The sequence below is a fragment of the Glaciimonas sp. PAMC28666 genome (assembly GCF_016917355.1).
Classification (GTDB): domain Bacteria; phylum Pseudomonadota; class Gammaproteobacteria; order Burkholderiales; family Burkholderiaceae_D; genus Glaciimonas.
Genome location: NZ_CP070304.1, coordinates 3,890,095 through 3,905,126, shown reverse-complemented (window position 1 = coordinate 3,905,126; position 15,032 = coordinate 3,890,095). Strand labels below are relative to the sequence as shown.

The following is a 15,032-nucleotide window of genomic DNA, read 5'->3' as shown; positions in this document are numbered from 1 at the left end:
TTGCAGTTTGTTTTGTTGTGCAAATTTGGTCCGAATATAGCAAGGGCGCATTCGCCGTGTAAGATAGTAAATAAGCGTGAGCGATGCCGGGAGGTAATCGCTACCGCACTGTTTATAGACGTTTCGCGAAATTTTCGAAGTCGGAGGAAATTTTCGGAGCCGATCTCAGGTTGGCTGAAGCAAACACTGCGCTATCTTGGCAAGCGCAAGGCCAAATGGATGGTGATCGCGAATTTGAGAGGTGTTGTTGCGCTCCGGAATCGGCCTGATAAACTCGCATGTCGTGATCCACGCCGTTAATGACAAAGCGGGTCGCGGGTAAATGCGGCTAAATTCGCTAAATGCGCTAAATTAGATTAAGTGCGCTTTAGTGCGTTTAAGTGCGGCGGCGTCGCGAGCCTGCTTAGGTTGGCTGCTGGCGCGCCGTATCATGTCGCAGAAATATTGCGCCGCCGGGGTCAGTGGCAAGTCAGCGCGGCGCACAATACAGCCGATCACTGATCGAACTGCAACAGCATACCGCCGGTAAGATGCTGTTAATGCCATCGCCCCGACTAAAGCCCATTCCCCTAAACACTCCATGGCGGTCGAACGAAAGCTGGATGAATAAGCCATGGCGGCCACAGCATAGATGACGGACTGCGCGCATCCTGCCGTCCGTTCGGCGCGTACACCCCCAATGACCGATAGCACGGTAGTCCCAAGCGAGGACAATACGGAAGTCATATTTGCATGCTGAGAACGATCACGCCTTTTGCTTACTCAACATGATTATAAGCAATTACCCGCCACATTTTTAACACTCGGTTGACGACTCATTTCGTTTTCATTTCGTCAAACGCCACTTATTTTTTTACTCTTTTTATCTATTCACCCTATGTATCATATGTTTCATATAGCCATTGACATTTAGAAATTTTAAGATAATATGAAAGTGTCGACACTTTTAAGATGTCAAAAAAGCAGAAAAACCGTAATAGGTACTCTGCTACATACAAACATGACGGAGACAGAATGATTGAAGCGTACACATCCCACGACTCGATGAGTTGGCTGGTAGGTATTCCATGTTTAGCTACGACCAATGCCCCTGATTTTCAACGGTCGGTGAGATGAAATCGCCGACCGCTACCACATTGCGATCCACTTACCTCGTTGTCGCCTTTAGTTTCTTCGCTGTTCTTTTTGAAGGATATGACCTAATCGTTTATGGTGCCGCCGTTCCCGCTTTGCTTGCATATCCAAATTGGGCCCTGACAGCTGCCCAAGCCGGCGCAATCGGTGCGGCCGCATTGTTTGGCATGGTCTTCGGCGCGCCCGCTTCAGGTTGGTTGGCAGATATTTACGGACGCCGGAAACTTTATATTGGCTTATTGACATTTTTCTCGTTAATGATGATTCTTGTTTCACTCGCTCAAACGCCTACTCAACTGGGATTGTTCCGCTTCCTCGCCGGTCTAGGATTCGGTGGCATTCCCCCTACAGTGATTGCGCTAGTAATAGAATTTGCACCGGCACGACGAAAGGTGTTGCTCAATTCGATCATGCTCTCGGGATTCGGGGTTGGCGCGATTCTGGCCGGAAGTATGTCTATCTTGTTACTCGGACATTTCGGTTTCCGAGGAATGTTTGCTTTCGGCGCATTGCCGCTGGTGACCTTAGTCCCCCTGGCAGTGTGGCTACTTCCAGAATCTCCCGAATTCCTGCGGAAATCCGCAGAGCATGCGCTCGGGCATGTGAGGTCAAATCCTTTACGCAGTATCTTTCGCGGGCAGGTCGGTATTGCAACAGGATTGTTCGCAGGAGCCAATTTTTTCGCGTTCTTGATGGTATTCGGGCTTAACACTTGGCTCCCGCTACTCATGCAAAGTGCCGGTTATGCGCTTGGCGACGCATTGAAATTTTTGGTACTACTCAATGTCGGCACTTTGGTCGGTGGCATGTTTGGTGCCGGGCTGGCAGACCGTTTTGGCATGCGTTTAGTTGCTTCGGGGGTGTTCGTAATTACATCTATCAGCCTAGTCCTGCTCGCCATCATTCCTGCGACCACGTTATCAAACGTACTTCTGGTGTTTGTGATCGGTGCGACGCTGGGAGGGGGGCAGGCCGTGCTCTGGAGTTATGTCGCTGCCTTTTACACTCCTGAGTCACGCGCCACTGCAGTCGGGGTGAGTTCGGGCATCGGGCGGCTTGGTGCCGCGATTGGGCCTGCTGTGGGCGGCCTGTTAATTAACACTGGGGTCGGACTGGCTGGCAACGTGACGATGTTGTCTGTCATCGCCCTCCTCACCGCAGTAACCATTTTCTTCGTGCCACGGATGCTGTCATCCTCATCAACCAGCATCGCATCAAGCACCATCATTCTTCCTGTGCAGTCGCTACCTTGATAAGCGGCATGCAGTTAGGCAGTCAGTAACTTACGACCCACATTAATTTTAATTTATAAGGAAGACATCTTGAATATCCTCTCAGAAAAAAATCTCACTATAACCTCGGAAACAGTTGTGGAACGAGCTCGGTTGCTGGTTCCCGGTCTCCGCGCCAGGCAGGCTGAGACAGACCTGCTTGCCAGAGCTTCCAATCAAACCATTGCAGAGCTCGAGGCTGCGGGGCTATTTTCAATGAGCATCCCGCGTGCATATGGCGGGCTCCAGACAAGTATTTCGACTTGGAAAGATGCTGTGATGGAGATCGGACGAGGAGATGGTGGCGTCGCGTGGGCCATCACCCTTATCAATGCCTGTAACTGGATGGCCGCAGGCTTTTTTCCAAAGTCGGTAACTGACGAGGTTTTCGCAAAACCCAACACGCGGGTCGCGGGAGTCTTTTCGGCTCGCGGCGTCACGGCTCGCCGGGTGAGCGGAGGGATCATCGTTGAAAAAGGAATGTGGTTTTTTAATTCCGGCGTGTATCACGCGCATTGGGACCTATTGGGCGTACCTATGTTCAATGAGGCAGGTGAAAACATCGGACCCGGGATTGCGTTGGTTCCTATGAGTGACGTGAAGATTCTGAACGATTGGGACACAATTGGCCTGCGGGGTAGCGGTAGCTCCAACGTCAGTATGGAGAACGTATTCATCCCTGACGAACGCATTGTGGGTTTAAGGGCTAGTACAGAGGGGCGACAAGATGGTGCCTTCCAAGATCAGCCTCTTTACCGTACCGCATTCACACCACTGATGGTAGCCATACTCGCATTTCCCTTGCTCGGCATGGGAACACAAATGATGGAAGAATTTCTGGAGACGCTGCCAAGGCGCGACATCAAACTTACGCCGTACACAAAACAAGGTGAAGCAGCGGTGACACACATCCAGATTGGCCAACTCAGCGCAAAAATCCACGCAGCCAAACAAGTGATGGCTAAGGCCTGCAGCGACATGGATGCATGGGCTACAAAGAGCGAATATATGCCAATCTTGGACCGCGCAAGCATTTGTCGCGATACAGCGGCTTCTGATCAACTGATGTGGGAGGCTGCCGAAATAATCTCCCAAGCTGCGGGTGGAACGTTCGCACGTCGTGGTTATGTCCTCAGTCGTGTCTGGGGTGACATGAAGGTTGCAACTCAGCATCCGTTCGTCTCGTTAATGAGCAACTTTGAGATGTACGGTCGTCACGTATGCGGCGTTAATCCGCCTCTCATGCCTGTGTAACGTCGTTGCAAATGCGGACTCCGGCTATCAACTTTAAGAGATACAACTATGTGGAATCATGATTCGTTTTCTGAACTTTCTAAGGATGAAAATATCCCCCCCAAGACAGGCGAGACGTCGCGACCTGTTATTGCAGTGACGGAACACACGAGTGATTACGCGCGCCGCCGAAATTTTATTCTCAGGGCAACGGCGGGGGTGGCACTTGCGACTATGTCCGCTCATGCAAGCAGCGCGCAACGTTATTCACCGAATAACACTGATAGCGCAGGACTTTCGAAGACTGTTCAAGACCAAATGGATCGCGCTGCCATTTCGGAACTTATCCAGCGTGAACGTGCCGCGCGCGATGCCGGGCAATGGGCCGAAATGGCAGCTTGCTATCATCCTGGATCGAGCATCGAAGTCTCATGGTTCAAGGGTGATGGTGCTGCATTCGTCGAACTCAGTAAAAAAAATCTCTCTCAAAGCAGGGTCAGTCTTCATCAACTTAGCCCCTCTGTCGTTAAGCTTAATAACGACCGCGCGATCGCGGAAACGCCGACTCAATTGGTCGCATTTGTTCCCGTGGATGGTGTGGACGTCTGTCTCAATGCTTATGTACGGTTGATGTGGCGGGTCCAGATGCTCGGTGATCGCTGGTTGATTGCTGGACTGCGCATGATCTATATCCGGGATATGTTGACGCCCGTAAACCCTGGGCGGGTGCCGGTGATCGATGAAGCAGAAGCTAGCCGCTATCGTCATTCGTACCGCTATCTAAGCTATGTGTTGGCGCGTACCGTCCATCCTGTCCAAGATGATCTTCCTGGCGTGGATCGTCCGGAAATGGTGGCTGCGCTACGAGCAGGGGAGGCAGCGTGGCTTGCATTATCTTCAAAGAACTCTAAAAAATAAATTATAAAAATAATGCAACACCTGTTGCATGACCATGCGCCGCGACGCAACCAAGTGCAATTAGCATTCGTCCTTTTTGATCCAGAAATATTTTTATGCACCAACCAACCTGGATGAAAAACTGCACCGACGCAGTCAGAATCTGATTTTTGTATCAATGGATTGAAGTTGTCGTGAGGTCGCGCAAGATTGCCTGCGATTAATGTATATGAAAACCTGGCCGTCAAACTGATGCAAAAATGCCCGACCGCATGCAGCTCAGCTTGCCAAAAATACGCTCTTGATTTAGGAATCTTTCATGCAAAAATTATCTGATGTAAGCACCAAAACACCCAACGTATTGGTTGATTTTCGGAATGCGATGCGACGTTTATCAACTACCGTATCCCTAGTCACCAGCACCGATAACGGCGTCTGGCACGGCATGACCGCTACGGCCGTCACGTCGGTCAGCACGTCGCCGTGCGCGTTGCTTGTGTGCGTTAACGAGTCGAGCTCGTTTCACAAAATCATCAAGCACACAGGGACGTTCTGCGTCAATCTCTTAGGGGTCGGTCAGTCGAATTTATCGGGAATTTTCTCGGGGGAACGCAAAGGATTGTCCCGCTTTGACGTAGGCACTTGGACCACCGACGAAAATGGCCTGCCATATTTGATGGATGCCCAAGCCAACATATTCTGCGATGTGGATAAAACAATGCATTACGAAACCCACACCATCTTTGTCGGCCGAGTTCGTGACGCCCGATGTTTTGGCGTGGTGGCGCCATTACTTTTTCAGGAAGGACACTATGCTTCCTCGATTCCGCTAAGTTAATTTTTGACTTGGCGCTGCGCGCACATGAAATGAATAAAGTCCGTCAGATGAAGCAGGTTGTATTAGTAGAAAAAATCATGAACGGAACGGCGAAAGCGCAAGTATTTACGTACGTCATAAGCTGACATACGTTCTGCCAAGAGCCATCTTGACTTTAAAATATTATGCCTTGGTCAATTAAATTGGGCCTGTCGATGTCCTAATTTGATTAGTCATGTTATCGCTCGGGTTGATTTTGGACAAGCTCAACCTGACCGAACTGTCCCTCTTAATAAAGAACGTTCGATTGAGCCCGAGTGCGTTGAAGCAGCGATTTTTTAGAGCACAACAAGATTTTCAGTACCAGAGCGTTCGATGTGCCGGGAGCATCGCACGCTCGGGATTTTTTTGCAGCAATTAAACTATAAAAAATAAAACAATGAGACTTCAACATAAACAAATAAAGAGAAATTTATCGTTAATCAGCACGACGCTTTCCATAACGTTGCTGGCTTGTGCTGCTGGTGCCGCCCAGGCACAAAGTAGTGTAACGATATACGGTTTGCTGGATGTCGGCTTAAGCTTTAACAACAATGTCGGTGGGCAGTCATCCGTAAAAATGGATAACGGTATTGCGGCACCCTCCCGACTCGGATTTCGAGGTGTAGAAGACCTTGGGGGGGGGCTATCGGCAATTTTCGTGTTGGAAAATCGATTCTATGTTGATACAGGGGTAACCTTTCCACAACTATTTAACCGTGGATCTTATGTGGGGTTAAAGAGCAACACTTGGGGGGCGCTGACTGTGGGGCGGCAGTTTGACTTCTTCAATACCGCATTGCCCCCAGATGCTACCCCATTCATCGAGGGAGGTTTGTCCTCGGGTTATCAAGGTTTCCAAAGTGTTACCGGAACATCACCTGCAGTCGACAACCACTCTGGCACCGGCTTATACGACAATGCCATAAAATGGCAGCATACCATCGGTAATTGGTCGGGTGGTTTAATGTATGGCCTCGGCAGCGAAAACAATCACGACAATATGAAGTCTACATTCGTCAAGTACGTTGCCGGTCCCCTACAACTTGGAGCAGGTTGGACTAAAGACAATTTCTCAACAACCATTGCGAACCAGGTTTTCGCAGTCAGAATGGTTTATCAGATCGGTGATGTTGAGCTTCTTGCCAATTATTCTGAAGGCAAAGAGACGGTAGTTGTGGGATCGAAAGCGGTGGCGAGACCGTTTGAACTTGCGGCAAGTTACTACATTGCTCCGACCATTCGGATCGGTGGCGGCGTAGGTAGAGCGCGCGATACCAATCGGGCGGGAAATTCCGCGACGTTAACACAACCCTTCATGTCCGTACGTTTCATTTTAAGCAAATTTACTTCACTTTACGTAATTGCTGCACGTAATCACAGCAGCGATCCAACGATCATTCCATCTACTGTTAACACCCCCGGCGGCGCATCAAAAAATTCCAGTAGCGCGAATCAAACGGCAGTCCGCATGGGGATTGTTCATACTTTTTGATTTGGACATGCACTAATTCATTAATCCTATAGGTGCTGCTTTGGCGGCATCTAAAGGAAATTTTCCATTACGCTACACTTTTTTCAAAGCGCAGAATGAAGACTAGGAAACATAAAAGTATGGTTGATTTGTTTAAAGGCGGACATTTCTGACATGACACCATCATTCTGTGTTTTCGCTAATATTGGCGATACAAATTGGCGATACAAGTATTCTTTTTGCGATTTGATTTGATCGGGATGATGGCAGCGCGCGGGATTTTGATAAGTTATTTAACGATCATGGCTTGGGTACAACGGTATGTCTACGAGTTGGAAAAGCGCTGGAATCGTTACGCTTACAAGGCGGGGCGATAGTGGCGTGTCGAAGAAACATGGTTCGAAAAAAACGGTACTTTTCGCGCTAATGCAACGCAATCGCGCTTCAAAATCAAATGGGCACTAGCCGCAACCGTTTCCTCGCCCACCCGTTTTATGCAGAGACGGCGCGAAATTGGCGCGCCAGCTACCTCACCCATGCGTTGACATAACGGGCAACTAACTAGGTTACGCGGGCCATGCAAAAGCCTTTAGCCACGACCTACACCACCTTGCTGAAAATTTGCCGATAGTCATTAACTCATAGACGCATCTCTGGAGAAACGCAGTGAAGATCATTTGCATAGAAGAACATACCGTCGACTTCGCCATCGCAAAAGCGAGCCATCAAGCACAGGAGATGGAAGCAGGCTATATGTCTGATTGGGGCAGCAGAGTCAAAGACGAGCCTGCTGACTTTAACGATAACCGCCCGCACCTCGTTGCCCCTGAAATTTCGCTGAAGCTGGCCACCGATGTGGGTGCCGGCCGAATTGCGGAGATGGACAAGCATGGCATCGATATGCAGGTCCTGTCTTACAGCACCTTGCCGCAACTAGCACCGGCCAGCCAGGCGATAGCGCTCACGCGTGCCGCTAACGATCGCCTGGCTGAAGCCGTCCTGGCGAATCCAAGCCGGTTTGGCGGTTTTGCCACGCTGCCTTGGCAAGATCCGCAGGCTGCGGCGGCAGAGCTGGAGCGTAGTGTGAGGGAGTTGGGCTTCAAAGGTACACTGCTAAGCGGACGTCCGGGCCTAACCTTCCTTGATGATCCACGTTACGAGCCCGTCCTGGCAAAATTAAATGCGCTAAAGGTCCCTATCTATGTGCATCCAGGCTTTCCTTTAACACAAGTCCGCGAACCCTACTATGGCGGGCTCGATAAAGAGGTGAGCGCACGTCTCTCGCTATTCGGATGGGGTTGGCACAACGAAGCCGGTATTCAGGTGATTCGCATGATTTTATCCGGCAAGTTTGATAAATATCCGCATCTGCAAGTTATAAGTGGCCATTGGGGCGAAATGGTGCCGTTCTACCTACAGCGCATGGATGACACCATTCCTCAAGAGGCGACAAGGCTTTCTCGCACGATCACGGAGACCTACAAGCAGCATGTATACGTTACGCCGAGTGGCATGTTGAATTTGCCGCATTTCGAGTTCATTCACAAAGTGATGGGGGCGGACCGCATTATTTATTCGGTAGATTACCCGTATCTCACTCATACCGGCGCGCGCGCGTTTCTGGAAAACCTCCCTATTAGCCAAGATGATAAAGAGAAGATTGCCCATCGTAATGCAGAAGCATTGTTCCGCATGTGATTTTGACATAGGCGGCACTCCCGAACGGGGACGTTAACAACGCGTGGGGTTTTGGGCAGCCGCTCGGCGCAAGGCCGCCAGAAATTGCATTATATGTTCTGGAATCTGTTGAATCAGCGAAGCGCTATACACCTTAAGTTTTTCCGGCATATCTCGGTTGATCACGGCGCACCGCACTTGTGCGCGCAAATGCGCGCCCCGTTTAACGCTCCTTACTGGTGACGTCGTTAGGCGTTAGCGCGGCGATAGTGCCGTGCAACGCCATAGCATTATGGCTTGGTGCAGCACCGGCCAGGATGAGAATGGCCAGTCGACCGAAATAGTTTGTGTAAAGATTTGCCGCGAGATCCGGTTGGACCGTTCTCACCGCGTCAACGAGTCTTACAAGCTCTGCTCCATCCTTGAACATTGGTTCAGGTAACTTATTGAGCGCGTGGGATCGATAGCGCTGTAAATTGTCCATAAAATGAGAAATTAGGGCTAATGTGCGCCTTCCGGCAGGAGCAACAAGTAGCATCGTAAACTTTCGATAGAAAGCTCCTCGGGCCTCCGGATCCTGTTCCATCGATCCATTCATGGATGCAACGCATTTACTTATCTGATCCAATTGCTGTTCAGTCAGGAGGGGAACACATAGTCGAATCGCGAACGTCATATTGATCAGCGTCAAGCACAAAAGGTTTTCGTAATCGGTTACGTCAAACTCTGCTACCGTGTAACGTTGATTCGCGCGGGCTACAATCAACTGCTCCTGCTCCAGACGTTGTAGCGCTTCTCTGACAGGTGCCCTACTGGTGCCAAATCTCCTCGCAATAGTCAGTTGGGGCAGGAGCGCTCCGGACGGTAGCGTTCCAATAAGAATGTCCTGTCTAAGGGAGCTATAAATCATTTGTACGGTATTTCCTGTTCGCTTCTGAGCGGAAACGCTGTCCATGTGTTCATTTCTTGCCTGATTCATTAATTTGTATCCTTACGTTAAAGTTTTGGTCGGCGCTGTCAGCCAGCATAGCTGCGACATGCCTGTTTCGTCGGAATAGAAACTTGAACGATTCCAAATTTTTTGACACCCCATTTTAATATAATCTTGAATTGCTCCCCTTTGATCGCAAGAAAAGCGCGCCTTTGAGGGAGAGTGGAACAATCCGGGGTTGGGCTACTATGCCGCCGCCTTTAGCAGCACTCGCTCCTCCGCTTTCATTCCGAGAAACCATCGACAGAATATTTTCCGCACATCGTCACTCAGGACCTGTACGCGACTTTGCAGCAGCCGTCAATCGAAGTAAAACTACCAACAACCCAAAATCCAAAAGTGATTGAATTTGCAGCCATTGCGCTTGTATTAGCGGTGTTTTGTTTGTAGTTTTGCTGCGGGACTTGTATAGACCGGAGACATGGGTAACACTCGTGCCGGGACATGGGCAACACATACATCGAAGGCGTAATGGGAGGAAATTTTCGGAGCCGATCTCAGGTTGGCTGAAGCAAACACTGCGCGCTATGTTGGCAAGCGCAAGGCCAAATGGATGGTGATCGCGAATTTGAGAGGTGTTGTTGCGCTCCGGAATCAGCCTGATAAACTCCCATGCCGTGGCCCACGCCGGTAATGACAAAGCGGGTTGCGGGTGAATGCGGCTAAATGCGCTAAATTAGATTAAGGGCGCTTAAGTGCGTTTAAGTGCGGCCGCGTCGCGAGCCTGCTCAAGGTGGCTGCTAGCGCGTCGTATCATGTCGCAGAAATATTGCGCCGCCGGGGTCAGCGGCAAGTCAGCGCGGCGCACAATACAGATAGGCGGTGCCGGTAACGGTTCGACCACATTGATGATATCAAGTACATTGCGGGTCGCTTCGAAATGCGCCCATTGCACCGGCAGCATGGTCAGCAAGTCTGAAGAGGAGATGGCACTGATGTAGGTCAGTGCAGAATAAGCCCGCAGCACCAGGCGCGGGGTTGGCAGACCGTATTGGGCGAACAGCGGGCCCAGTTCTTCTTCAGCACGAAAAGTAATCGAGGTAGTAGCCCATTCGGCATCGGCCAGTTCCTGCAGCGAGCGCGCCTTGAGCAGTGGATGGCCCCGCCGACACAATATTACCCGCGTATTGTCGAACAGTTTTTCGACGATCATCTCGGGTCCCGGCTGGCTGGGTGCCGGACCGACGTAGCAGTCAAGCGCCCCGGATTTGAGAAAACCTTCTATGCTCGGATAGACGCCGTCCAGCACATCCATCACTACATTCGGATAGCGTGCTCGAAATTCCTTAAGCGCATATGGAAACAACGAAATATGCGCCACGGTAGAGAGGCACACGTGCAGATTGCCTTCATTGTTGCCCTGCAGCTGGGCCATTTCTTCTTCGGCACGCCGGACTTCATTTTGCACGGTACGCGCACGCACCTCGAAACGCTGCCCCATTTCAGTGAGGGCCACGCCACGGGTACCGCGCACGAACAGCGACACGTTCAGTTCGTGCTCCAGTTCCTGCATGCTACGCGTCAGTGCAGGCTGCGTTAGTCCCAGAAAGCGGGCACCGGAACGCACGCTGCCCTTGTCGGCAATAGCAAGAAAATTGCGGAACTGGCTCAGTTTCATGGCGATATCATTCAGGCATCAATGCCGGAATCATACCATCTTTTTTAATCGCGGCTTGCCGTCTTGAAGGGACCGCGCAGCGCCGCGACCGACCGCCTTTTAACCTATTTCGTTGGCATCGCCAGCCCAGGTTGAATTTTGAACAGACGTTCGGCATTGCTATGGCAGATCTTGTTCAGATCATCAGGCGCAAGGTCGAGTCCGCGCACGAAACCGGTAGCATCTTCGGTTTGTTCATACGGATAATCGATTGCAAACAGCACCCGCTCCGGGCCCAGCAGCTTGACGCAGTAATCAAACGGGGCGCTGGCATTCATGCCGGCCGTGGTGACGTAGAAATTGCTCATGAAGTATTCGCTTGGCAAACGCTCCAACTGCTTCATGCCGAGCGACGGCAGGCCGCCGCGCCTGAGGATGTTCTGATAGCGGTTGTCAAGGCGCGACAGCCAATATGGAATGCCTTCGCCCAGATGGCCGAGCACGATGCGCAACGTCGGAAACTGGTCGAACACCCCGCTCAGGATCATCCGTATTACGTGCAATGAACATTCTGCCTGGAAGCCCCAGAGTGCGCCCATCATGCCGTACTTGTTGTACGGTTCAATCATCGAATCAGCGGGAAACGACGGATGCAGATAGATCGGTGCATCGTAGGTGACTGCGGCTTCGAGAATCGGCCAGAATTTCGGATCGTCGAGAAACTCCCCATGGGTATGCGAATTGATGATCAGACCGTTGAGTTTCAGTTCAGTCATCGCACGCTTGATTTCCCGCACTGCACGTTGTGGCGATTGCGGAGCGACGGCAGCCAGGCCGGCAAAGCGCGTTGGATGTTGCGCAATGATGGCGGCGAGTTTGTCATTGGTCAGCATAGCCAGATCGGCCCCCAGTTCGGCGTCAAACGCCTGAACCCCGGGGCCTGTAATGCTCAGCAAATGCATATCGACTTGATGGCGGTCCATCATCGCCAGCCGATAATCCATGTCGGTAAGTTGCTGGGCAAATTCCGGCTTTTGATAATACATCCTCAAATAACGTGCCACTGGCGTGTCGATGTTTTTGGCCATTTTGAGGTATTCATCGAGGTATTCTTGCGGGGCAAAAGCTTCCTCGGTGGCGATCAGTCGTAGCGAGCTGCGCGTGCCGGTTTCGATGTTGGTCATGTGGATTCCTTGGTATCGGGTTGAATGGTTGCGTGCAGGACCGGGGGTGCCAGCGACTTTTGAAACATCGCAGCATACTGGTCAGCATCCGGATGAAACGGTGCAAACAAATTGAAATGGCTGCGCTGCGCGAAATCGGCCAGCTTCGGCACGTCAGCTGCGGCGTAGCCCAGTTCGGCCAGCGTCGCCGGCAAGCCAAGTTCGCGCATCAGTGCAGCAATCGCGCTGGTCAGTGACGCCGATGCAGGCAGTCCGAACGCCTGATTGATGGCAACCATCCGCTGTGGTGCATGGAGCGCGGTGGCATCCAGAGAAGCTACCAGACCGATGCCGCTTAGCACACCGTGATGGAAACCCTGATCGCTGCAGGCCAGTGCAATCGCGTGGGCTGGCCCCAGGCCCATCCCGATCGAGACCCCGCCAGCAAAGGCAGCCAGCATCATTTCCGTACGCGCATCCAAGTCCTGTGGATTGGCGAAGGCCCGACGTAGCCCTGCACTGACGCGGGCGATCCCGTCCAGAGCAATCGCTGCGCCCAGGGGCTGATCTTTGTTCGACAAATATCCTTCTATACAATGAGATAAGGCATCGATGCCCGTAGCTGCGGTCAGCCGGGCTGGCAAACCAACCGTCATGACCGGATCCAGAATCGCCAGCGCAGGAATCAGATGGCGTGAACTCATGCCCACTGAAGCGGTTTTGGCATCGGGATGGATGCCTGATGAATGAGAGGCTTCGCTGCCGGTACCGGCAGTGGTGGGAATAACGATCAGCGCTGCCGATGCACCATGCGGGACATTTGGTTTGCCGGCGTAATCGGCGACACTACCGGAATTCGTCGCCAACAAGGCAATGAATTTAGCGGTATCGATCACCGACCCTCCACCCAGCGCGATAACGCCATCGCAGGCCTGCCGGATGTATAGCGCAACCCCATTGTCGACGTCAGAAAACAGCGGGTTCTCAGTCACGCCGTCGAATATCACTATGGCTGCCGGATCGCCGTGGGCTGCAATCAATTGTGCCACCAGCCCCGCTGCCAGCACACCTTTGTCAGTTACCAGCAGCGGACGTTGCACACCCAGCGCGGCCAATTCGCCGGCCAGTGCTGCGATGGCGCCTGCCGCGCACAAGGTACGCGGCACGGACAGGACCGGCCAGGTCCCAGAAGAACCGGGGCGCGTCATAGTGGATACTTGCGTTTTTCCTGGCTCACGGTTACCAGGTTGAGGTCGGTAAACATGTCGATCGCCCATTTGCCAAAGCGCGCCCAACCACTATCCTTGACACCACCGAATGGTATCTGCGGCTCACCACCCATCGTCGGACCATTGATGTTGACCATCCCAGCCTGCACCTGACCACCCAGAGTAATGCCCTTCCAGACGTCGGCCGTCATGATGGATGCCGACAGACCGAAATCGCTGCCGTTCGCCTTGTCGATCGCTTCCTGCTCGGTGTCGAACGGTTCGACGATGACCACCGGACCGAACACTTCCTCGCAATAAATTGGTGCATCCGCAGGCACATCGACCAGCACGGTCGGTTCAACGCAGCGGCCCACCGCTTCGCCACCAGCCAGCACGCGGGCCCCCTTGGCTACTGCCTGTTCGATGGCCAGCTTGAATTTGGCGACGGCGGCGTCATTGATCAGTGGTCCGATTTTATTTTGCGGATTGCTCGGATCGCCCGCCCGGATATTCTTTTGCCCGGGCCACGAAGCGTGCAAGGAAATCGTCGTAACGCGCGCGTTCGACCAAGATCTTGCGGGTATTCATGCAGATCTGACCCTGATGAAAAAATGCCGCGAAAATCGCGGTATCAACCGAGTAATCAAGGTCGGCATCCTTAAGAACGATCATCGGATTGTAGCCGCCGAGTTCCAGCGCAATACGTTTAAGGTGCTTGCCAGCACGCGCCGCCAGTAGCGAGCCGGTGGTCGAAGAGCCGGTGAAGTTATAGGCGCGCACTTTGCGGCTTTCAAACAAAAGGTCAGCAATCGGGCCGACTTCCCCATGGGCGTGGGTCACCACATTTACCACGCCGGGCGGGAAGCCAGCCTCGGTCATGATTTCTCCCATTAGAAGTCCGGCGCTCACCGGCGCATCTTCTGACGGTTTCAGTACCACCGTGTTGCCACACGCCAGCGGCGCGACGATCGTCCGGAACCCTAGCGCCAGCGCGCCATTCCATGGAGAAATGCCGGCCACGATGCCCAGCGGTTTGCGAATTGCCATCGCAAACACCCCCGGCGTATCGGACGGGACGATTTCGCCGCCTGATAGATAGGGGTAACCGGCGGCTTGGCGCAGCAGGCCAGTCGCCCATTGGACCTGAAACCGCGCAAACGGCGCGGCGGCACCAGTTTCCTGCGCCATGATGAGTACCACTTCGTCAGCGCGACGCTCAAGGATATCGGCAGCTTTCAAAAACAGGGCCTGGCGCGGCCGTGCGCCCATCGCCGCCCAAGCGGGAAAAGCTTTATCGGCCGCATCAATGGCGCGTTGCGCGTCGGTGCCGCTGGAAGCCGGAATATGGGCAAAAACTTCCCCGTTGTAAGGATTGAGATCGGCGAAGGTGCGGCCATCATCGGCTGCGACCCATTCTCCTGCGATCAATTGACGATATTGGCGTGGTAGCGATGCGGGTGCATTCATTGTTTCAGGTCTCCTGGTCCAGCGTTATTAGCGGTATTAGCGGTATGAGCCGCATTGCTGG

Annotated in this window: 14 protein-coding genes; 7 read left to right on the top strand and 7 right to left on the bottom strand. The window is 52.5% G+C overall.

Annotation, left to right across the window (positions count from 1 at the left end; all coding sequences use genetic code 11):
* Positions 1 to 351: 351 nt before the first annotated feature.
* Complete coding sequence (locus tag JQN73_RS16580) at positions 352 to 726, bottom strand: hypothetical protein (protein ID WP_205319934.1); 375 nt, start codon at positions 724 to 726, stop codon at positions 352 to 354.
* A gap of 386 nt (positions 727 to 1,112) precedes the next feature.
* On the opposite strand from JQN73_RS16580, the gene JQN73_RS16575 reads away from it, so the two are divergent.
* The 7 genes from JQN73_RS16575 to JQN73_RS16545 all read left to right on the top strand — a co-directional run bounded on the left by JQN73_RS16575 (position 1,113) and on the right by JQN73_RS16545 (position 8,563).
* Positions 1,113 to 2,387 carry an MFS transporter gene (locus tag JQN73_RS16575; RefSeq protein WP_205319933.1) on the top strand — a complete coding sequence of 425 codons (1,275 nt, stop codon included), beginning with the start codon at positions 1,113 to 1,115 and terminating at the stop codon, positions 2,385 to 2,387.
* A 69-nt stretch (positions 2,388 to 2,456) separates the two neighbouring features.
* Positions 2,457 to 3,659 (top strand): acyl-CoA dehydrogenase family protein, encoded by a 1,203-nt coding sequence (locus tag JQN73_RS16570; RefSeq protein ID WP_205319932.1) that lies wholly within the window; start codon positions 2,457 to 2,459, stop codon positions 3,657 to 3,659.
* A gap of 48 nt (positions 3,660 to 3,707) precedes the next feature.
* Positions 3,708 to 4,556: a nuclear transport factor 2 family protein gene (locus JQN73_RS16565; RefSeq protein ID WP_205319931.1), complete on the top strand. Its 849-nt coding sequence runs from the start codon at positions 3,708 to 3,710 to the stop codon at positions 4,554 to 4,556.
* 298 nt (positions 4,557 to 4,854) lie between these two features.
* A complete protein-coding gene (locus JQN73_RS16560; RefSeq protein WP_205319930.1) occupies positions 4,855 to 5,373 on the top strand; it encodes a flavin reductase family protein in 519 nt (172 codons plus the stop codon).
* 418 nt (positions 5,374 to 5,791) lie between these two features.
* Positions 5,792 to 6,886, top strand: a complete 1,095-nt coding sequence (locus tag JQN73_RS16555) for a porin (protein WP_205319929.1) — start codon at positions 5,792 to 5,794, stop codon at positions 6,884 to 6,886.
* A gap of 197 nt (positions 6,887 to 7,083) precedes the next feature.
* Entirely contained in the window at positions 7,084 to 7,242 is a 159-nt protein-coding gene (locus tag JQN73_RS16550; RefSeq protein WP_205319928.1) for a hypothetical protein, read from the top strand.
* Positions 7,243 to 7,531: 289 nt separating this feature from the next.
* Positions 7,532 to 8,563, top strand: a complete 1,032-nt coding sequence (locus JQN73_RS16545; RefSeq protein ID WP_205319927.1) for an amidohydrolase family protein — start codon at positions 7,532 to 7,534, stop codon at positions 8,561 to 8,563.
* A gap of 202 nt (positions 8,564 to 8,765) precedes the next feature.
* Here the strand turns inward: JQN73_RS16545 and JQN73_RS16540 are convergent, their stop codons facing one another.
* The 6 genes from JQN73_RS16540 to JQN73_RS16520 form a co-directional block, all read right to left on the bottom strand.
* Positions 8,766 to 9,521 carry a GntR family transcriptional regulator gene (locus tag JQN73_RS16540; protein ID WP_205319926.1) on the bottom strand — a complete coding sequence of 252 codons (756 nt, stop codon included), beginning with the start codon at positions 9,519 to 9,521 and terminating at the stop codon, positions 8,766 to 8,768.
* Between the two features lie 703 nt (positions 9,522 to 10,224).
* On the bottom strand, positions 10,225 to 11,151 hold the full coding sequence (locus JQN73_RS16535; protein WP_205319925.1) for a LysR family transcriptional regulator: 927 nt from the start codon (positions 11,149 to 11,151) through the stop codon (positions 10,225 to 10,227).
* A gap of 104 nt (positions 11,152 to 11,255) precedes the next feature.
* Positions 11,256 to 12,314: an amidohydrolase family protein gene (locus JQN73_RS16530; protein WP_205319924.1), complete on the bottom strand. Its 1,059-nt coding sequence runs from the start codon at positions 12,312 to 12,314 to the stop codon at positions 11,256 to 11,258.
* Positions 12,311 to 13,501, bottom strand: a complete 1,191-nt coding sequence (locus tag JQN73_RS16525; protein WP_205319923.1) for an iron-containing alcohol dehydrogenase — start codon at positions 13,499 to 13,501, stop codon at positions 12,311 to 12,313. The genes JQN73_RS16530 and JQN73_RS16525 overlap by 4 nt, the downstream gene beginning before the upstream one ends.
* Positions 13,498 to 14,043 carry an aldehyde dehydrogenase family protein gene (locus JQN73_RS22655; RefSeq protein WP_255542189.1) on the bottom strand — a complete coding sequence of 182 codons (546 nt, stop codon included), beginning with the start codon at positions 14,041 to 14,043 and terminating at the stop codon, positions 13,498 to 13,500. Before JQN73_RS22655 ends, JQN73_RS16525 begins: the two co-directional genes overlap by 4 nt.
* On the bottom strand, positions 13,979 to 14,971 hold the full coding sequence (locus JQN73_RS16520) for an aldehyde dehydrogenase family protein (RefSeq protein WP_255542188.1): 993 nt from the start codon (positions 14,969 to 14,971) through the stop codon (positions 13,979 to 13,981). Before JQN73_RS16520 ends, JQN73_RS22655 begins: the two co-directional genes overlap by 65 nt.
* Between the last annotated feature and the right edge of the window lie 61 nt (positions 14,972 to 15,032).